This window comes from Delftia sp. SD018 (assembly GCF_017355445.1).
GTDB classification, from domain to species: domain Bacteria; phylum Pseudomonadota; class Gammaproteobacteria; order Burkholderiales; family Burkholderiaceae_C; genus Comamonas; species Comamonas acidovorans.
This window is the reverse complement of record NZ_JADDRN010000003.1, coordinates 227,318-247,086: the sequence shown is the minus strand read 5'-3', so window position 1 is coordinate 247,086 and position 19,769 is coordinate 227,318. Positions and strand designations below refer to the sequence as shown.

Annotated in this window: 16 protein-coding genes; 10 read left to right on the top strand and 6 right to left on the bottom strand. The window is 67.4% G+C overall.

Annotated elements, in window-relative coordinates; genetic code table 11:
• The 4 genes from INR38_RS06045 to INR38_RS06030 all read left to right on the top strand — a co-directional run.
• The coding region (locus INR38_RS06045) for a pseudouridine synthase (protein ID WP_242698972.1) at positions 1–1,086 on the top strand (1,086 nt) is incomplete at its 5' end.
• Positions 1,087–1,297: 211 nt separating this feature from the next.
• Positions 1,298–1,795, top strand: coding sequence for a sigma-70 family RNA polymerase sigma factor (locus INR38_RS06040; RefSeq protein WP_207443698.1), 498 nt, complete (start codon positions 1,298–1,300; stop codon positions 1,793–1,795).
• Positions 1,795–2,865 (top strand): FecR domain-containing protein, encoded by a 1,071-nt coding sequence (locus INR38_RS06035; RefSeq protein ID WP_207443699.1) that lies wholly within the window; start codon positions 1,795–1,797, stop codon positions 2,863–2,865. The genes INR38_RS06040 and INR38_RS06035 overlap by 1 nt, the downstream gene beginning before the upstream one ends.
• A gap of 118 nt (positions 2,866–2,983) precedes the next feature.
• Positions 2,984–5,395, top strand: a complete 2,412-nt coding sequence (locus INR38_RS06030) for a TonB-dependent receptor (RefSeq protein ID WP_207443700.1) — start codon at positions 2,984–2,986, stop codon at positions 5,393–5,395.
• Between the two features lie 24 nt (positions 5,396–5,419).
• Here INR38_RS06030 and INR38_RS06025 read toward each other — a convergent pair whose 3' ends face one another.
• The 3 genes from INR38_RS06025 to aqpZ form a co-directional block, all read right to left on the bottom strand.
• Positions 5,420–6,100 carry a Fe2+-dependent dioxygenase gene (locus INR38_RS06025; RefSeq protein ID WP_207443701.1) on the bottom strand — a complete coding sequence of 227 codons (681 nt, stop codon included), beginning with the start codon at positions 6,098–6,100 and terminating at the stop codon, positions 5,420–5,422.
• Positions 6,101–6,233: 133 nt separating this feature from the next.
• Complete coding sequence (locus INR38_RS06020) at positions 6,234–8,459, bottom strand: TonB-dependent siderophore receptor (RefSeq protein ID WP_063327365.1); 2,226 nt, start codon at positions 8,457–8,459, stop codon at positions 6,234–6,236.
• 215 nt (positions 8,460–8,674) lie between these two features.
• A complete protein-coding gene (aqpZ, locus tag INR38_RS06015; RefSeq protein ID WP_012203105.1) occupies positions 8,675–9,379 on the bottom strand; it encodes an aquaporin Z in 705 nt (234 codons plus the stop codon).
• 243 nt (positions 9,380–9,622) lie between these two features.
• On the opposite strand from aqpZ, the gene htpG reads away from it, so the two are divergent.
• The 4 genes from htpG to INR38_RS05995 all read left to right on the top strand — a co-directional run bounded on the left by htpG (position 9,623) and on the right by INR38_RS05995 (position 17,016).
• Positions 9,623–11,575 (top strand): molecular chaperone HtpG, encoded by a 1,953-nt coding sequence (gene htpG, locus INR38_RS06010; RefSeq protein WP_207443702.1) that lies wholly within the window; start codon positions 9,623–9,625, stop codon positions 11,573–11,575.
• 365 nt (positions 11,576–11,940) lie between these two features.
• On the top strand, positions 11,941–15,549 hold the full coding sequence (locus INR38_RS06005; protein WP_207443703.1) for an IPTL-CTERM sorting domain-containing protein: 3,609 nt from the start codon (positions 11,941–11,943) through the stop codon (positions 15,547–15,549).
• Between the two features lie 149 nt (positions 15,550–15,698).
• A complete protein-coding gene (gene xrtH, locus INR38_RS06000) occupies positions 15,699–16,250 on the top strand; it encodes an exosortase H (RefSeq protein WP_063327363.1) in 552 nt (183 codons plus the stop codon).
• Positions 16,251–16,260: 10 nt separating this feature from the next.
• The gene (locus tag INR38_RS05995) at positions 16,261–17,016 is read left to right on the top strand and encodes an exosortase H-associated membrane protein (protein WP_207443704.1); all 756 of its coding nucleotides are present in this window, start codon (positions 16,261–16,263) and stop codon (positions 17,014–17,016) included.
• 19 nt (positions 17,017–17,035) lie between these two features.
• On the opposite strand, the gene ureG is transcribed toward INR38_RS05995, so the two are convergent.
• From ureG to ureE, 3 genes are read right to left on the bottom strand one after another with little or no spacing between them, the layout of a single operon-like run.
• Positions 17,036–17,677: an urease accessory protein UreG gene (ureG, locus tag INR38_RS05990; RefSeq protein WP_016446573.1), complete on the bottom strand. Its 642-nt coding sequence runs from the start codon at positions 17,675–17,677 to the stop codon at positions 17,036–17,038.
• Between the two features lie 20 nt (positions 17,678–17,697).
• Positions 17,698–18,414 (bottom strand): urease accessory protein UreF, encoded by a 717-nt coding sequence (locus INR38_RS05985; protein WP_207443729.1) that lies wholly within the window; start codon positions 18,412–18,414, stop codon positions 17,698–17,700.
• Positions 18,407–19,063: an urease accessory protein UreE gene (gene ureE / locus INR38_RS05980; protein ID WP_207443705.1), complete on the bottom strand. Its 657-nt coding sequence runs from the start codon at positions 19,061–19,063 to the stop codon at positions 18,407–18,409. Before ureE ends, INR38_RS05985 begins: the two co-directional genes overlap by 8 nt.
• A 65-nt stretch (positions 19,064–19,128) precedes the next feature.
• On the opposite strand from ureE, the gene INR38_RS05975 reads away from it, so the two are divergent.
• Complete coding sequence (locus tag INR38_RS05975) at positions 19,129–19,356, top strand: AbrB/MazE/SpoVT family DNA-binding domain-containing protein (RefSeq protein WP_016446570.1); 228 nt, start codon at positions 19,129–19,131, stop codon at positions 19,354–19,356.
• On the top strand, positions 19,353–19,757 hold the full coding sequence (locus INR38_RS05970; protein ID WP_199961059.1) for a type II toxin-antitoxin system death-on-curing family toxin: 405 nt from the start codon (positions 19,353–19,355) through the stop codon (positions 19,755–19,757). The genes INR38_RS05975 and INR38_RS05970 overlap by 4 nt, the downstream gene beginning before the upstream one ends.
• Positions 19,758–19,769 lie beyond the last annotated feature (12 nt).

Sequence of the window (19,769 nt, the reverse complement as noted above, 5' to 3'; positions counted from 1 at the left end):
CGCGATGAGCGTCCGCGTGATGGTCAACGCGATGGCCAACGTGACGGCCAGCGCGATGGACCCCGTGACGGCCCGCGTGAAGGTGGTTTCCGCGACCGTCCCCGCGACGACGCTCGCGGCCCCCGCCGTGACGATGCGCGCGGACCGCGCCGCGACGACGCCCGTGGTCCCCGCCGTGATGACGCCCGTGGCCCGCGCCGCGACGAGGCGCCCCAGGCCGAGCCCGCCTACCGTCCGCTCAGCGGCATCCGCACCTACCGTCCCGCCGACGGTGGCGCCAGCCGCGAAATCCCCGTCAAGCGTGCTCCCGAGCCGCTGCAGGAGCAGGTTCCCGGTGGCGTGCGCATCAACAAGCGCCTGGCCGACATGGGCCTGTGCTCGCGCCGCGAGGCCGACGAGTGGGTGGACAAGGGCTGGGTCCGCGTCAACGGCGAACTCGCCGTGATGGGCCAGAACGTGGTGGCGGCCGACCGCATCACGGTCGAGCGCGAGGCGCGCGAGCGCCAGGACCAGCAGGTCACCATCCTGATCCACAAGCCCATGGGCTATGTCAGCGGACAGGCCGAGGACGGCCACGAGCCCGCCGTGGTCCTGGTCACGCCCCAGAACCACTGGAACCAGGACACCAGCCGCACGCGCTTCAACTTCGCGCAGCTCAAGGGTCTGGCGCCCTGCGGCCGGCTGGACATCGACTCCGTGGGCCTGCTGGTCATGACCCAGGATGGCCGCGTGGCGCGCCAGATCATTGGCGAAGACTCGGAGATGGACAAGGAGTACCTGGTGCGCGTGACCTACGGCGACCGCGACATCGACGTGCAATCCGTGTTCCCGGCCGAGCAGCTGGCACGCCTGTGCCATGGCCTGTCGCTGGACGGCGAGGCACTCAAGCCCGCCAAGGTGGACTGGCAGAACCCCGAGCAGCTGCGCTTTGTGCTGACCGAAGGCAAGAAGCGCCAGATCCGCCGCATGTGCGAACTGGTGGGCCTGCGCGTGGTGGGCCTCAAGCGCATCCGCATCGGCCGCGTGACGCTGGGCAACCTGCCTGTGGGCCAGTGGCGCTACCTGGGTGCACACGAGAATTTTTAGCACCTCCTGAGCGGCTGCGCCGCTTCCCCCTCTCTACCCGCTTCGCGGGGGAGGGGGACGACACCCTCGCGGCGGGGCGGCCCTTGCTTGGTGTCTCTGGTCTTGGGCCGCGCCGGTTTCAGTGAGCGCACAGCTCGTGTTTAGAATGCGAACCATTCTCAAACGAGCTTCAGCGCTGCGGCACGCCAGTCCGGAGCGCGTCCGTCTTTTCATGCGCGCACCGGCCGATCCCGTACACACCCTCTATGTCGAACACCACGGCTGGCTGCAAGGCTGGCTGCGCCGCAAGCTGGGCAATGTGTTCGAGGCTTCCGATATCGCGCACGACACTTTCGTCAACGTGATCACCTCGGGCATGGCCTGCCGCATCGAGCAGCCGCGCCCCTTTCTGGCCACCGTGGCCCGCCATCTTGTGATCCGCCAGCACCGGCGCCGGCTGCTGGAGCGCGCCTATCTCGACACCCTGGCCCTGCTGCCCGCTGAACTTGCCCCTTCGCCCGAAGAGCGGCTGATCGCCCTCGAATCGCTGCAGGCCGTGGACCAGGCGCTGGACGCGCTGGCGCCCAAGGTGCGCGAGGCCTTCCTGCTGGCCCACCTCGAAGGCCTGAGCTATGCGGACATCGCCACGCGCCTGGGCGTGTCCATGACCAGCGTCAAGCGCTATCTGGCTCAGGGCTATGAGCGCTGCTTCGTGCTGGCGCTGTCCTGATGGCGCCGGTGCCTCCTTCCGATCCTCGGCGCCTGTCCAGCGCCGCGCCGCTACCCGGCAGCAGTATCCAGGCGCCCCAGGCGCTGGGCCGGCCCTTGCCGGCCGGCGTGGCGCGGGCGGCTGCCGGCTGGTTTGCGCTGCTGCAATCGGGCCAGGCCTCGGCCGCCGACAGGGCGCGCTGGCAGCGCTGGCTCGATGAAGACGCCGACCATGGCCGCGCCTGGGCCCATCTGCAGGCCGTCACGGGCGCGCTGACGGGGCTCAACGCCGGTGGCGCGGGCTATCGCAGCCTGTCCGCCGCTCCCCGGGCTGCGCGGCGGCGCCTGCTGGGCCTGTTTGCGGGCCTGGGCACGGCGGCCGGCGCGGGCTGGCTGGCCAGCCGCACGCCGCAGTGGCAGCAGATGGCGGCCGACTACGCCACGGGCACGCAGCGCCGCCGCTGGACCCTGCCCGACGGCACGGACATGCTGCTGGGCCCCGGCAGCGCCGTGGCCTTGCAGTTCGACGGCAGCGAACGCCGGCTGCGCCTGCTGGCTGGCGAGGCGCTGTTCACCACCGGCCATCCCGCAGGACCGTTGGGCGATCTGCCCTTTGTGGTGGAGACCGCCCACGGCCGCGTGCGCGCCCTGGGCACGCGCTTCATGGTGCGCAGCAACCATGCAGGTGCGCGCGTGGCGGTGTTCGAGCGCGCCGTGGAACTGCGCACGGCCGGCACAGGCGCATCCGCACGGCGTCTGCAGGCGGGCGAGGCCATGGACTTCACGCGCACGGGCTGGAGCACGGTGCAGCCGGCCGGCCCTGCGGACGACGCCTGGAGCCGGGGCCAATTGTGGGTGGACAACCAGCGCCTGGACGACTTCCTGGCCGAGCTCAACCGCTACCGCCCCGGCTGGCTGCACGCCGATCCGGCCGTGGCCGGGCTGCGGTTCTCAGGCGTGTTCCCGCTGGACGAAGGCGGCATCGATGGCACGGACGCCGTGCTGGCCATGCTGCCCGGTGCGCTGCCCGTGCAGCTGCGCTGGCGCACGCGCTGGTGGGTGGTGGTGGAGCCTGCGCAGGCGCGCGGCTGAGGCTTTTTCTTCCTTTTCGTTTTTTTTGCGCCGGGGGTGACCCGATTTCCCGCGCCGCGCTTCCTTGCTTCCGAGAGCTTTGATTTTCGACATCGGAACACAGGGAGAACCCAGGACCATGCAACCCCTTTTCATGCCCCGCCCCGCGCTGGCGCTGGCCATCGCGCTCATGCCTGCCGCCGTGCTGGCCCAGGCCCAGCGCAGCTATGACGTCGCTGCCGGCCCGCTGGATGCCGCCTTGCGCAGCACGGCCGCCCAGGCCGGCGTGGCCCTGATCTTCACGGCCGATCAGACGGCCGGGCAGCGCAGCGCGGGACTGCGCGGCAGCTACACGGTGGAGGCTGCCTTCGAGGCCCTGCTGGCCGGCACCGCCTGGCAGGCCGTGCGCCAGGCCAGCGGCGCCTATGCGCTGCGGCGGGTGGAGCAGGTGGTGCCCGCTGCCGCTGCAGGCGCCACGCTGGCCACGGTCAACGTGACGGCCGCTGCCGAGCGCAGCGCGGTCTCCGAAGGCACGGGCTCCTACGCCACGCGCCAGTCCAGCACGGCCACACGGCTGGGCCTGTCGCAGCGCGAGACGCCGCAGTCCGTCAGCGTGGTCACGCGCCAGCTGATGGACGACCAGGGCCTGACCAGCCTGCCGGAGGTGCTGGAGAAGACGCCCGGCATTACCGTGGGCCGCAACGACAGCGAGCGCACCACCTTCTACTCGCGCGGCTATGCCATCGAGAATTTCCAGTTCGACGGCGTGCCCAACACCATGGACTCGGCCAACCAGTACACCACCTCGCTGGCCGACAGCGCCATCTATGACCGCGTGGAAGTGGTTAAGGGAGCGACCGGCCTGCTCACGGGCGCGGGCTATCCGTCGGCCGTGGTCAACCTGGTGCGCAAGCGGCCCACCAAGACCTTCCAGGCCTCGGCCGAGGCGGCCATCGGCAGCCATGACCGGTTGCGCGGCGTGGGCGACATCTCCGCTCCCCTGACAGAGGACGGCCGCGTGCGCGCCCGCGTGGTGGCCGTGGCGCAGAACGCCAAGTCCCATGTGGACGACTACAGCCGCAACGTGCGCAGCCTGTACGGCATCATCGAGGCCGACCTGGGTCCGGGCACGGTGGCCAGCCTGGGCATTGACCACATGCAGACGCGCGCCAACGGGGCCAGCTTCGGCCACATCCCGCTGTTCTTCAAGGATGGCAGCCGCACGCATTTCCCCACCTCGCTGAACCCGGCCGCGCGCTGGTCCTACTGGGACAACGACAGCACCAACCTGTTTGCCGAACTCAAGCACAGCTTCGGCAATGGCTGGAAGGCGGACCTGTCGGCCAGCCGGCTGCGCCAGTCGCGCGACGTGGAGGTCGGCGTGGCCGCCCACGGCATGGTGGACCCTGTCAGCGGCCTGGGCATCAACATGCTGTCCAACAAGATTCCCACCGATGCCACCACGCAGGCCGTGAATGCGGCGCTGTCCGGGCCGTTGCAGCTGTTCGGGCGCGAGCACGAGCTGTCGTTCGGCGCCAGCTGGTCGCGCCAGCGCCGCCATGCGCCCGGCTACACCAACGCCTACGGCCCCGTGGGCAACTACTTCGAATGGGACGGCCAGGTGCCCCGGCCCGATTTCCAGCTGCGCGACCACCGCATGACGCGCATCGTGGAAAAGGGCGTCTTCGGCGCCGCGCGCCTGCGGCCCACGGACGACCTGTCCGTGATCCTGGGCGCGCGCGTGAGCTGGTACGACATGCTGGACGACACCACGGGCCTGGACGGCAGCTACGGCGTGAACAACGCGCTGCGCGTGGCGCACAAGACCGTGCCCTATGCAGGCGTGGTCTATGACCTGAACCGCCAGCTGTCGCTGTACGCCAGCCAGACCGATATCTTCAATCCGCAGACCTACTACAAGGACGCAGCCGGCAGCCCGCTGCCGCCGCTCACCGGCCGCAGCCGCGAAGTGGGCGTGAAGGGCGAGTTCCTGGACGGCCGGCTCAACGCCTCGCTGGCGCTGTTCCACATCCAGCAGCGCAATGCCGCGCAGTACGTCAGCGCCAATCCGGAAACCGGGGAAGAGGTCTATGCGGCCATCGACGGCGTGACCAGCAAGGGCGTGGAGATGGAGGTGTCGGGCAGCATCACGCCGGCCTGGAATATCTACGGCGGCTACACCTACCGTACCTCGCGTGCACCGGCCCAGCCCGATGTGATCCTCAGCGCCGTCAACACCAACCAGCCGCGCCACCTGTTCAAGCTCAGCACCAGCTACCGTCTCAACCCGCAGTGGACCGTGGGCGGGTCGCTGGCCTGGCAGAGCCTGACCTACTACCAGCAATCCTCCGCCCCCTATGCACGCGCCGACCAGCGCGCCTATGCGCTGGTGGGCCTGATGGCGCGCTACGACGTGGACCGCCAGTGGTCGGTGACGCTGAACGTCAACAACCTGTTCGACAAGACCTATATGCCGGGCCTGGGCTCCTATGGCACGGGCGTGTATGGCGATCCGCGCAATGTGCTGGTCACGGCCCGCTACAGGTTCTGATGCGGCTGCCTGGCGGCTGTGCCACTAGGCCTGCGACCACATCCGCAACAGGTTGTGGTACGTGCCGGACAGCGCGGAAAGCGCGGGGTCTTGTGGGTGGCGCACCGTCAACTGCTGGATCTGCTGGTCCAGGTCGAACAGGATGCGGCGCTTCTCGTCCGAGGCCACGAGGCTGTGCGTCCAGAAGAAGCTGGCGTAGCGCGTGCCGCGCGTGACGGGGTTGACGCGGTGCAGGCTGGTGCCGGGGTAGACGATGGCGTCGCCTGCGGCCAGCTTCACGCTCTGGTGGCCGAAGGTGTCCTCCACGATCAGCTCGCCGCCTTCGTACTCGTCGGGCTCGCTGAAGAACACGGTGGTGGAGACATCGCTGCGCACCTTGATGGCCGTGCCGGGGATGGTGAAGATGGCGTTGTCTATATGGTTGCCGTAGGTGCCGCCGCCCTCGTAGCGGTTGAAGCGCGGCGGCAGCACCTTCAGCGGCAGGGTGGCCGACATGAACAGCGCGCTGGCCCCCAGCTTGTCGAGGATGAGGTTGCCTATCGCCTGGCCGGCCTGGCTGTCCAGCGGCAGCTGCAGGTTGGCCTTGACCTGGGCCGCCAGAGGGCCGGCCGTGGCGCGGCCGTCCTGCCACGGGGCCTGCTCCAGCGCCTGGCGGCACTGGCGCACTTCGTCGGGGCTGAGCAGGGCGGGTATGCGGAGCATCATGGCAGGCGGTCCTCAGGGGCGGAATCAATGAGTGTCCCGCAAAAAAGCCCCGCAGGCGGCGATGGCCTGCGGGGCTTTGCGGTGATCTGCGCAGCGTCAAGCCGCTGCGCGTTCGCGCGGGGCGATCAGCAGATCAGTACGTCCACTTGAGCGAGGCCACGGCCGAACGGCCTGCGGCCATGGTCGCGTAGTGGGGCGAGCGGATGCCGCTGTAGTAGACCTTGTCGCCCAGGTTGTACAGGTTCAGCTGCACGGTCAGGTTGCGGTCGATCTGGTAGGCCACCATGGCGTCGTAGCGCGCGTAGCCGCTGGCACCCTTGGTGACGATGCCGCCATCCACCGTGGACAGGATGTAGCTCTGGTTCACGCTGCTCTGGGCGTAGATGCCCAGGCCCACGGTCAGCTTTGCCATGGGCTTGTAGCTGGTCCACAGGCTGAAGCTGTGCTTGGGCGTGTTGGGGAAGGGCTGGCCATTGGCCACGCTGCCCGCGCCTGCGTTCTTCTGCTCGCTGTCCATGTAGGTGTAGCCGCCGAAGACGCTCAAGCCCGGCAGCACGCTGCCCGTGAAGCCCAGTTCCACGCCGTTGACCACCTTGTTGCCGCCCATGTAGGTGACGCCGTTTTCGGTGATGCGCGCATTGGTCACGTCGTTGCGGAACAGGGCTGCCGTCAGCGCCAGGCGCTTTTCCATCAGGTCCCACTTGGTGCCCAGCTCGAGCGAGCGGGTCTTCTCGGGAGCGAGGTTGGCCAGCTGGTCGGTGGAGATGCCCAGGTCCTCGTTGCCGTTGCCCAGCATGGAGCCGCCGGGACGCGAGGAGGTGCCGATGCTGGCGTAGATGCTGCCGTTGGTGGCCGGCTTGTAGACCAGGCCCAGCTGGTAGTTGAACAATGTGTCCGAACGGCTCAGGTCATAGGCCGGCGTGTTGCGGCCGGCGGGGCCGGAGGAGCTGATCTTGTAGTGGTCCATGCGCAGGCCGGCATTGAGCAACCACTGGTCGTTGAACTTCAGCGTGTCGAAACCGTACAGCGCCACGGTGTCGATCTGGTTGTGGCTGGGGTCGCCCAGCGTCACGGGCAGGTTCCACAGCGGGCTGCTGTCGGGGTTGTTCAGCGAGGCGCACCACAGGCTGGCGGCCGTGCAGGTGGTGTTGGTGGTCTGCAGCGCGGCGGTGCGGGATTCAGCCTTTTCCTTGGACAGTTCCAGGCCGAACGAGTAGCTGTGGCCCACGCTGCCGGTCTGGGCCTTGCCCGTGAATTCCGAGAGGTTCTGCAGCGTCTTGATGTCGGCCACGCGTGCATTGCCGCGGCGGAACACATAGCCATTGACGACATTGCCCTTGCTGTCGTCGGGCTGGGTCCACAGGTAGTCCTGTTCGGTCTTGCTGTAGCGCAGGCTGTTGCGGAACTTCTGGGTGTCGGTGAACTTGTGCTCCACGGTGGCCGTGAACAGGTCGCTCTTTTCCTTTTCGTAGTCGCGGCTGGTCAGGCCGTACCAGTTGTCGCGGTTGTTGCCGTAGGTGGGACGCACCACGCTGCCGCCGCGCAGGCCGGCCGCAGCCGTGCTGCTGTACAGGTAGGGCACGCCGCCATCGGGAATGTTGTCGGTCTGCAGGTGCTGCCAGGACAGCGAGACCTCCGTGGGCGTGCCCATGCCGAAGGTCACCGTGGGGGCAATGCCCCAGCGCTTGTTCTCGGGGCCGCTGCGGCCCGGAACGTCGGCGTCGTGCACCATGGCGTTCAGGCGCAGGCCCACGCCTTCGCCCAGCACGCGGTTGGCGTCGATGGTGGCGCGCCGGTAGCTGTCCGTGCCCAGGCCCACGTCGCCGCTGATGAAGTTCTCGTTCCTGGCCTTCTTGGTCACCAGGTTGATGGAGCCGCCAGCGCCGCCACGGCCTGCATAGGCCGAATCGGCGCCCTTGATGACTTCCACCGCTTCCAGGTTGAACACCTCGCGCGTGCCGGCCGCAATGTCGCGCATGCCGTCCACGAAGGTGCTGGCCTGGGCATCCATGCCGCGGATGAAGGGCTGGTCACCCGAGGGGTTGCCGCCTTCGCCGTTGCCGAAGGTGATGCCGGGCGTGGACCGCAGGGCTTCCTGCAGGCTGGTCGCGCCGGTCTGCTTGATGATTTCCTCGTTGATGACCTGCACCGTCTTGGGCGTGTCCACCAGCGGGGCCGTGAACTTGGCCGAGGAGGCGTTGTCGGTCTTGACGGGCGCTTCGGTCGAAGACGTCACGTTCACGGTGCCCAGCGTGGTGCTGGTCTGCGCGAAGGCCGGGGTGCCCGCGAGGCACAGGGCAGCGGCAAGGGCCAGCTGCGTGACGTTCGCGGGGGGGAGGATTTGTTGGATTTTGCTCATGTTCACTCCGATGAAAGCCCGCGAATTGTTATTGCGAATCACTAGCGTTCGGTTTCTGTTTCGTAAAGTTGGCCGGTTTGTGCCGGGTGAAAGTCCTTCGCGTTGCCGCCATGCAACAAACGAAAACCGTGTTTCACCAAAGATTCAATGAAAAAAGCGGCTGTCGCCAGCCGCTTGAGTCTGCTGCGGGGCGCCTGCAGCGCCCGTCCCTGGCCTTATTCGTTGGCCGGGTTGGCCAGCAGGGCCTTGTAGATCACGGCGCCGATCAGCGCACCCACGATGGGGGCCACCCAGAACAGCCACAGTTGCGAGATGGCGATCTCGGGGCCGAACAGGGCCGGGCCCGTGCTGCGCGCAGGATTGACCGAGGTATTGGTCACGGGAATAGAGATCAGGTGGATCAGCGTCAGGCACAGGCCGATGGCCAGCCCGCCAAAGCCGGCTGCCGCGCGCTTGGCCGTGGCGCCCAGGATGACCAGGATGAAGAAGGCGGTCATCACCACCTCGGTGACCAGGGCTGCCGTCATGCCGTAGCCGCCCGGCGAATGCGCGCCGTAGCCGTTGGTGGCAAAGCCGCCGATGTCGGCACCGGCCTTGCCCGTGGCGATCACATAGAGGATGGCCGCGCCCGTGATGGCGCCCAGCACCTGCGAGACGATGTAGCCCGGCAGTTCGCTCCAGGCAAAGCGCCCGCCCATGGCCAGGCCCACGGAGACGGCCGGGTTGAAGTGTCCGCCCGAGATGGGCCCGAAGGCATAGGCGCCCGTGAGCACCGTCAGGCCGAAGGCCAGCGAGACGCCGACCAGGCCGATGCCCACCTGCGGGAAGGCGGCGGCCAGCACGGCCGCACCGCAGCCGCCCAGGGTCAGCCACAGGGTTCCGAGGAATTCGGCGGACCATTTTTGAACAGAGCTGTGCATGGAAAATCTCCTGAAGCAGGCCCGCCATTGCGCCCGGGCCCTGCGCGCACCGTCCGCCGCACAGCGGAAAGTGGCGCAGTTATAGCCCTGCGCCAGCCCCGCCGTGAGGGCGAAAAAGTGAACAATCGTCCAGAGCCTGCGCCGCCACAGGGGCGGCGGGGTCTTGATAATGCGCTCGCAGGCCCGAGATGAGGGCTGATTTTTTCCCTGTTGTGAACCCATAGGACATAGGACACTGTCTGCATGAGCAAGCAAACCCATTCTTTTCAGGCCGAAGTTGCACAACTGCTGCACCTGGTCACGCATTCGCTGTATTCCAACCCCGAGATCTTCCTGCGCGAGCTGGTCTCCAACGCATCGGACGCCTGCGACAAGCTGCGCTTCGAGGCGCTGAACAATGCCGCGCTGTATGAAGACCAGCCCAACCTGGAAGTGCGCGTGTCCTTCGACGCCGCCGCCAAGACGCTGACCATTGCCGACACCGGCATCGGCATGAGCGAGCAGGAAGCCATCGACAACCTGGGCACCATCGCCAAGAGCGGCACCAAGGCCTTCATGGACAAGCTGTCGGGCGACCAGAAGTCGGACTCGCAGCTGATCGGTCAGTTCGGCGTGGGCTTTTACTCGGGCTACATCGTGGCCGACAAGATCACCGTGGAAACACGCCGCGCGGGCCTGCCGGCCTCCGAAGGCGTTCGCTGGACCAGCGGCGGCACGGGCGAGTTCGAGGTCGAGCAGATCGAGCGCCCCCAGCGCGGCACCAGCATCACGCTGCACCTGCGCCCCGAGGCCGAGGAGTTCCTCAACGCCTGGAAGATCAAGCAGGTCATCGGCAAGTACTCCGACCACATCAGCCTGCCCATCCTCATGGAAAAAGAGGAGTGGAAGGACGGCGAGAACGACCAGCCCGGCACCATGGAGAAGACGGGCGAGTGGGAGACCATCAACAAGGCCAGCGCGCTGTGGACGCGTCCCAAGAAGGACATCACGGCCGAGCAGTACCAAGACTTCTACAAGGCCATCAGCCACGACTTCGAGAACCCGCTGACCTGGAGCCACAACCGCGTCGAGGGCAACACCGAGTACACGCAGCTGCTGTTCATCCCGGCCAAGGCGCCGTTCGACCTCTACAACCGCGACAAGAAGGCCGGCGTCAAGCTCTACGTCAAGCGCGTCTTCATCATGGATGACGCCGAGGCGCTGATGCCCGGCTACCTGCGCTTCGTCAAGGGCGTGATCGACTCGGCCGACCTGCCGCTGAACGTCAGCCGCGAGCTGCTGCAGGAAAGCCGCGACGTGCGCCTGATCCGCGACGGCTCGACCAAGCGCGTGCTGTCCATGCTGGAAGACCTGGCCAAGCACGATCGCCACGACGCTGCCGCTGACGCGGCGGCCGACGGCGTCACCGACGTGGTCAGCGAAGAGGACAAGGCCAAGGAAGGCAAGTACAGCCAGTTCTACGCCGAGTTCGGCCCCGTGCTCAAGGAAGGCCTGGGCGAGGACTTTGCCAACAAGGAACGCATCGCCAAGCTGCTGCGCTTTTCCTCCACCAGCCAGGACGAGGCGATCGTCTCGCTGGCCGACTACAAGGCCCGCATGAAGGAAGGCCAGGACGCGATCTACTACATCACGGCCGACTCCCTGACCGCAGCCCGCAACAGCCCGCAGCTCGAAGTCTTCCGCAAGAAGGGCATCGAAGTGCTGCTGATGGCCGACCGCGTGGACGAATGGGCCATGGGCTACCTGACCGAATTCGACGGCACGCCGCTGCAGTCCGTGGCCAAGGGCGCCGTGGACCTGGGCAAGCTGCAGGACGAAGAGGAAAAGAAGGCCGCCGAGGAAGCGGCCGAGACCTTCAAGCCCCTGCTGGCCAAGCTCAAGGAAGCGCTCAAGGACAAGGCCGAGGACGTGCGTGTGACCACGCGCCTGGTGGACTCGCCCGCCTGCCTGGTGGTGCAGGACGGCGGCATGAGCCTGCAGCTGGCGCGCCTGCTCAAGCAGGCCGGCCAGCAGGCGCCGGACGCCCGCCCCGTGCTGGAGGTCAACCCCGAGCATCCGCTGGTCAAGAAGCTGGACGGATCGGTGCATTTCCATGACCTGGCCAACATCCTTTTCGACCAGGCCGTGCTGGCCGAAGGCGGCATGCCCGAGGACCCGGCTGCCTACGTCAGGCGCGTGAACGTGCTGCTGGCGTGAGTTCCTCACAAGGATTGCCCCGCCGCATTCCCTAGGCCTTAGTGCCTGCTCACTGCCGCGCCAGCGCGCGGCAGATCAGCATTGCAAGCCGGTGCCAGCCAAGCTGCCACCGGCTTTTTCACGTCTGCGTTCCGTGAGGAAAACCGACCGGAAAAGGTCGACTCACGAAAAACTCACAAATACCTCTAAATACTCACTTTTGTTAAAAATTCCAGATCATATTTACTTTTGGTAATAAAGAACCATCATGCCTCCTTTTGGTGCGTCCGGTAGTCGGCTTTCTGACAGAGCTGTTCCAGCCGGGCACCTCGTGCGTCCGTGCCTGCGGCATTCGGCGCTGTCAACGAAGCAAAAGAGAGGTTTGTATGGCTTTCACGAGAAAGGGCTGGCTGGCGCGTGCGCTGCTGTCCGGCGGCTTGCTGGCAACAGCGGCTGCCGTGGCGGCGCCGGCCGACACCGACATCCTGGTCAACCAGGACGGTCTCTATGACGGACAGGACGCATCGGCAGGCCCTGCCGGCGGCAACTTCACCTATGTGGCCAAGGTCAGGCACAACAACATCGGTCCCGACGCCATAGGCGTCACCCTGACCGAGGTGCTGCCCGTGGGCGCCGTGTTCCAGGGCTACAGCAGCAGCCCGGGCGGCATCACCTGCACGGCACCGGCTGCCGGCACGGTGCTCACCGCAGGCAACAACACGCTGGTCTGCAACATCGGCAACCTGGCGCCCGCCGATGGCTTCAAGTCCGTGGGCTTCGAGGTCATCCTGCCGACCGTCGGCACCAACTGGCGCGCCGTGGCCAGCGCGCGCATGGCCTCGCCCGACTACGACAACGACCAGAACAACACGCAGCTCGATCGCAACTTCACCACCACCGAGGCCGCCGATCTGGCCATCGCGATAGCGGCTCCCGCCAGCGTCGCCAACGGCGGCGCCTTCCAGTACACCATCGACGTGCAGAACAAGGGCCCGTCCGAGGTGCCCGCCGGTGGCCGTACCGTGGTGCGCTTTCCCGTGCCCAACGGGGCCGTGATCACCGGCGCGCCTGCAGGCAGCGGCTGGAGCTGCACGCCGGCCTCGGGTTATCCGCTGATCTCGGGCGAGCTCAGCTGCACGCGCGGCGGCCCGGTGCTGCCGGGCGCCGTGCTGCCTTCCATCTCCGTGCCGGCCATCGCCAACATGAGCGGCACCATTGCCGGCGCTGCCAGCGTCAAGGGCTACAAGGACGCCAGCACGGAGATGCCTGACGGCCAGTCCGGCAACAACACCGCCAGCGCCGCCGTGGTCTCCAGCGGCAGCGAGTTCGTGGATGTCTCGCTGCGCAAGCAGGTGGCGCCCACGGTGCTGGATGCGCTGCAGGCGACCGAGGTCACCTACACGCTGCAGCCGCGCCGCGAAGGCGGCTCGCTCGTGCCGCGCGATCTCACCATCACCGACACCCTGCCGGCCGGCGTGACCTTCACGGGCTTCGACGGCAGCACGGCGCCCTGGAACTGCGGCCACAGCAGCGGCACCATCACCTGCACCCACGCGGGCGAGTACCCGGTGGCCGGCTACGCCAACATGCAGGCCATCCGCTTCAAGGCTAGCGTGGCTGCGGGTGGAACGCCGGGTGCGCAACTGGTCAATCAGGGCGTGATCGGGGTTCCACCCGAACTCAACGAGCCCAACAAGACCAACAACACCGATAGCGCGGCGGTGAGCTTCAGCAACGATGCACGGCTGCGCCTCGTCAAGGCCGGCCCCAGCCGCCCGGTGCTGGCGGGTGAGGAGTTCCAGTACACGATCACGGTGACCAACAACGGTCCCATGCCTGTGCTGCCGAATCAGCTGATCACCGTATCCGACACCCCTGCGGACAACCGAATGACCGTCATCGGCATGTCCGGTGCGGGCACCGGCGCGGGGGACTGGACCTGCGCCGCCCAGAGCTGCACCTCGACCGCGGGCTTGGCCGTGGGCGCCAGCCGCCAGATCACGGTCAGGGCCAAGGTCACGCTGGCCTCGGGCCATCTGGACTTCACCAATAACGCCTCCGCTGGCGTGGTCGGCCGGGACAATGCGTCGGCCACCACCTCCGCGACCGTCACCGTGTCTGCCGACAAGGTGGATGTGGGCATCGTCAAGAGCGTGGTCAGCCCTGTGCCGCCGGCCTCCATCAAGAGCGGTGAGGAGGTCACCTACCAGCTGGTGGTGAAGAACCACTCGGCCAGCACGACGGTGACGAATGTCCGCGTGCGCGACGCGCTGCAGTCCCTGGTCAAGCAAATTGACGGCGTGCGCATCGTGGGCGGCAACCCGGTGGACGAGGCCGGCAATCCCGTGCCGTACACCTACCCGGGCGGCGGCTTTGTCTCCAGCCGCATCGTCTCCGGGGCCAACGCCAGCTGCGGCACCCCTTCGGGCGGCGTCAACAGCGAGACGCGCGATCTGACCTGCGACATCTCCTCCATGGCCCCGGAGGCCGAGGTGGTGATCGAGGTCAAGATCCGCCCCAAGCGCGCCACCACCGGCACCTATGCCAACGCGGCTTCGGCCCAGTCGCTGGACATCCATGACGCCGATCCCGGCAACGATTCCTCTACGGCCAGCATCACCGTGCAGGCCATCGCGGAAATCGCGGCGCAAAAGCAGGTCTCGCCCAAGGTGGCGGCTGCGGGCGAGCCGCTGACCTATACGGTCACGGTGCCCAACTACGGCCCCTCGTCGGCCGCCAATGTCACGCTCAAGGACGTGCTGCCTGCAGACGCCATCTTCATCGGCACGCCTACGGTCTCCGGCGGCGGCACCTGCACTCCGGCTGCCACCGATGGCGTGCAGGGCGGAACGCTGGAATGCGCCTGGACCGATCCGCTGGCTGCAGGCGAGCAGTACACCGTGAGCTACAAGATGCGCTCGCGCGGCGATCTGGCGGCCGATACGGAGATCTCCAACACCGTGGCGGTGGACACCACCACCGAGGAGCTGACCAAGGCCAACAACCAGGCCGAGGCCAAGGCCCGGCTCAAGCGTGCCGAGCTGGATGTGAACATCAGCATGCGCCACACTGCAGACGGCCTGGTGCTGGGTGAGGACACCGAATACACCATCACGGTGACCAACTCCGGCCCCTCCTACGCCACCCAGGTGGTCGTGACCGACAAGTTCCCCGCATCGGGCTCCACGGCCACCTTCAGCTACCAGAACGGCCTGGCGTTGGCCGGCATTCCCGGCGCCTCCGCATCCTGGTGCGGCGTGCAGCCGGCGCTGAACGCGACCAGCGGGCCGCTGCAGTGCACCATCCCGGCGCTGGCTCCGGGCCAGAGCATGACCATCAAGTTCAAGATGCGCGCACAGACCCTGCCCGACAAGGCATCGGGCGGCACCATCTACCACGAGGCCTCGGTCAAGCCCTTCGAGACGGAATGGCTGAGCAATGGCGGCGATGTGATCGTCAACAACACCACCACCGACCGCACCTCCACCAGCCGCCAGGGCAATGCCGTGGACCTGGGGATCGGCAAGCAGGGCCCCGCCGGCCCGCTGGACGATGGCGACACGGCCAGCTACACGCTGACCGTCACCAACTACGGCCGCGATCCGCAGTCGCCCGCGGGCGGCTCGGTGACCGACGTGCTGCCCGCCGGGCTGGAGTTCGTCTCGGCCTCGGCAGGCTGCAGCTACGCCAGCGGCACGCGCACCGTGACCTGCAGCGTGCCGCAGCTGGCCCAGGGCGGCACGGCGGTCTTCACGCTGGAGACAAAGCTGGACAAGCCCTACAAGGGCGCCCGCCCGCTGGTCAACTCGGCCACGGTCTCGGTGCCCGGTGACGGCAATCCCGACAACGACAAGAGCACGACCACCACGCCGCTCAAGCCGGGCCCGGACACCACGGCCAGCATCCCCACGCTGTCGCAGTGGGGCCTGATGCTGATGTCGTCCCTGCTGGCGCTGATGGCGCTGGGGACCATGCGCAGGCGCGAGCGTCGGTGATGCGCCCGTGACGGCAAGGGCCGGTGGCGTGATTCACGCACCGGCCTTTGTCGTCTTTGAGCGGTCCGAAGATAATGCGAGCCTATAGAGGGACACTGTTTCGCAACTGCCAGGTCGCAAGCCCGGCAACCAACACTCCAAGACCTGCCATGCTGCGCTTCTTTCTGATCTTTCTGGCCATCCAGCTGACGATGTTCGGGCTGAACCTGCTCAGTTGGGTGCAGCAGCACATCGTGCTGCCCTGGACGTCTTTTCTGGCGCACATCTGCGCCTCGCTGGTGACCTGGTTCGACAGCACGGCCTCGGCCACGGGCAAGGTGCTGTGGAACACGGCCACGGGCTTCGGCGTCTCCATCGAGGCCGGCTGCAACGGCCTGGAGGCCTACATCGTGCTGTTTGCCGCCGTGATGGCCTTCCCCTCGTCATGGCGCCAGAAGCTGGTGGGCCTGCTGGCCGGCTTCGTGGCCGTGCAGGCCATCAATGTGCTGCGCGTCATCAGCCTGTTCTACCTGGGCCAGTGGAGCACCACGGCCTTCAACTTCGCGCATGAGTACCTCTGGCAGGCGCTGATCATGCTGGACGTGCTGGTGTTCTGGCTGCTGTGGGTGCGCTGGAGCGGCCGCAAGGCGCCGTCGCAGGATGACGGCGGCCAGCCGCCGCTGCCGCCCGCCGCTGCAGCTTCCGCCGCCGTGGCCGCCTGAGGAGCAGGCCATGATCGGACGCAATCCCATCTCGCGCTTCGCGGCCCTGGCCATGGGCGGCATCGTGGTGCTGACCCTGGCCTGGACGCTGGCGGCCGGCTGGCTGGCCGTGCCGGTGTCCGGCATGAGCAAGTGGGTGCTGGAGAACGCCGCCAACGGCTGGGTGCAGCGCGTGGACCTGGAGACGCCCCGCAACCTGGTCGTCAATTCCTCGGTCCAGGTCTCCAACGAGCAGACCGGCTGGCGCCGCGCCGAGGCCATCGTCGAGGTCGATCCTGCCCGCTACGGCTACGGCCTGCCGGTGCTGGTGGCCATGCTGCTGGCGGCCTGGGGTCCGGGCCGGTGGTGGCGCATCCTGGTGGGCTATGTGGCGCTGCTGCCCTTGCAGACCTTCAGCGTGGTCTCGCAGGTGCTGATGCAGCTGTGCCTTGCGGCGCGGCTCGACCTCAACGTGCTGGGCATACAGACATGGCAGCTGGAGGCCATCGTCTACGCCTACCAGATGGGCGGGCTGATGGTGCCCACGCTGTGCCCGGTGCTGCTGTGGCTGGCGCTGGACATGGGCTTTGTGCGCCGCGTGCTGCTGCCGGCCTGGAACCGCAGCCGGGCGCCTGCCCCCGCGCCCCAGCCCATGGTGGCGCCCAAGCCCTCGGCCTGGCGCCAGACTGATGGTGCGGCCACCTCCACCGGCCATCCGCTGGTGTCTTCCAGCAGCGCGGCCACCCTGCCCAAGGCCAAGGCCACCAGCGGCACGCCGCAGCGCTGAAGGCCGTGCGCGGCCGTCTTCAGGCCTGCGCGGGCATGGGCGGCAGCAGGCCGCGCTCGGTGATGAAGTCGATCACCTCGCGCAGGCCCTTGCCGCTTTTCACGCTGCCCATCACATAGGGCTTGTGGGCGCGCATGCGCTGCGTGTCGGCTTCCATGATGGACAGGTTGGCGCCCACGTAGGGCGCCAGGTCGGTCTTGTTGACCACGAGCAGATCGCTCTTGGTGATGCCGGGGCCGCCCTTGCGCGGAATCTTCTCGCCGCCGGCCACGTCGATCACGTAGATGGTCAGGTCCGACAGCTCGGGGCTGAAGGTGGCGGCCAGGTTGTCGCCCCCGCTTTCGATGAAGACGATGTCCGCCTCGGGGAACTGGCGCAGCATGCGGTCCACGGCCTCGAGGTTGATGGAGGCGTCCTCGCGGATGGCCGTGTGCGGGCAGCCGCCGGTCTCCACGCCCATGATGCGCTCGGGCGGCAGGGCCTCGGCCACCGTCAGCAGGCGCTGGTCTTCCTTGGTGTAGATGTCGTTGGTGATGACCACCAGGTCGTAGTGGGCGCGCATGGCCTTGCACAGCATCTCCAGCAGCGTGGTCTTGCCGGAGCCGACAGGGCCGCCGATGCCGACGCGCAGCGGGGGGAGTTTCTTGGTGCGGGTGTTCATGGTGGACTTGGGGTAAGTGATCAGGACCGGAAGAGCCGGGAGTACTGGTGTTCGTGCCGTGCCTGCAGCACGCTCCATTGGGGCAGCATGGTGTCCAGCCGGGGCGGCGCCTCGCTGGCGCGGCGGCGTGCCTTGCCCACGGCCTGCTCCAGCAGCGGATGCAGGGCCAGCAGCAGGCTCTGGCCCGCCACTTGGCCCAGCGGCACGGCCTTGATGGCGGCGGCCACCTGGTTCTCCAGCCAGGCAAAGCCATAGGCCAGCAGGGCATGGTCCTCGTCGGCTTGCACGGCGGCGCAGGCGCAGGCAAAGGCCGTGGGATAGGCCAGGCCCGGTCCCTCCACAAGGGCGCCCAGTTGTGCGATGCGGGGCGCAAAGGCCTCGCCGCCCCAGGGCACGGAGCGCAGCAGGCTGTGCAGCGACCAGCCCATCTGCAGCGTCTCGGCACGGGCCTCGCGGCTGTCGCGGCTGGCAATGAACCACTGGTTCCATTCGCGCACCACCCCCTCGTCGCCTGCGCTCCAGGCCCGGCGCAGCAGCAGCCACAGCGGCGCCTCGCAGCGTGCAAAGCCGTGGGCCAGCGCATCGGCAATCCAGGTGCGCGCCGTGCCGGCATCCGTGACCAGGCCGTGCTCGATGGCGGCCTCCAGCCCCTGCGAATAGCTGAAGCCGCCCACGGGCAGCTGGGGCGATGCCAGGTGCAGTAGGGCGCACAGCCCCTGTATCGACAGGTCAGCCATGCGGATGGTCGTGGCCGTGCCCGTGTCCGCAGCAGCCTTTGTGATCATGGTCATGGCTGTGGTCGTGGCCATGTTCATGCCCGTGGGAATGATCGTGTGAATGGTCGTGTGAATGGCCGTGTACGTGCCCATGGTCATGCAGCGCATACACGCTCTGCGCCAGTGCCTGGTCCTCGGCAAAGCTGGCGTCATGGCCGTGGCGGTGGCCGCCGCCATAGGCACCGGCCTCGGGCTCGAAGGGCGCATCCACCAGGGCCACCTGCGCGCCCAGGCGCAGCAGCATGTCGTGGAGCACGGGGTCGTTTTCCAGGTGCAGGTGCGTGGGCGTGACCTCCACCGGGATATGCCGGTTGCCCAGATGGTAGGCCGCACGCAGCAGGCCCAGCGGCGTGGCCGCCGTCACGCGCAACACCGCCTGGGGCGCCGCGCGCACGGCGACCAGGCTGCCGTCCTCGGCCACCAGCACATCGCCGCCGCGCAGCACGCTGCCGCGCGCCAGCACCACGGCCAGCTCGCGCCCCGTGGAGTCTGTTGCCGCAAAACGGCTCTTCTGGCGCATGTCCCAGTCCAGTTCCAGCGTGGCGGCGCGCCTGACCAGCACGGCGGCAAGGCCGCCGCCCTGGGGCATGTGCTTGTTGACGGTGAGCATGGATTGTTTTGTATTAACGTTCGTTATAACATTGCAAGGTCAATGACTTTGCTGGAGATTCCACCATGACCACTCTCAAACTCACCCAGGTCGGCAATTCCGTGGGCTTGATCCTGCCCAAGGAGATTCTGGCGAAGCTGAACCTGGGCAAAGGCGACACGGTGTATCTGACCGAGGTTGCCGACGGCGGCATCAAGCTTTCTCCGTATGACGAGGACTTCGGGCAGCAGATGGATGCAGCGCGCCTGATCATGAAAAAGCGGCGTGGTGTTTTGCGTGAGCTGGCGAAATGACCGGGAACATGCAGGTTTGGGTCTGGCTCAGCGAGGCCGTCATGCTGGCTGTTCACGAAGAGCAACTGACCGAGCATGGTGGCCCGGTGGGCGTGCGTGATGCCGGGTTGCTGGCATCCGCCCTGGCCAGGCCGCGCCATCTGGCCGCTTATGGGGCGCCTGATGCGGCCGAGCTGGCGGCCAGCTATGGCTTTGGCATCGCGCGCAACCATCCCTTTGTGGATGGCAACAAACGCACAGCCTTTGTGGCGACCGAGCTGTTTCTCCATCTCAATGGCTGGGAATTGACGGCTGGTGACGAGTCCTGTGTGCTGACCATGGTGGCCTTGGCCGCAGGCGAACTGGACGAGGCCGGGTTCGCCCTCTGGATACGTGAGCACGGTGCGCCCTTGCCCCGCTGACCCCATTGCTCC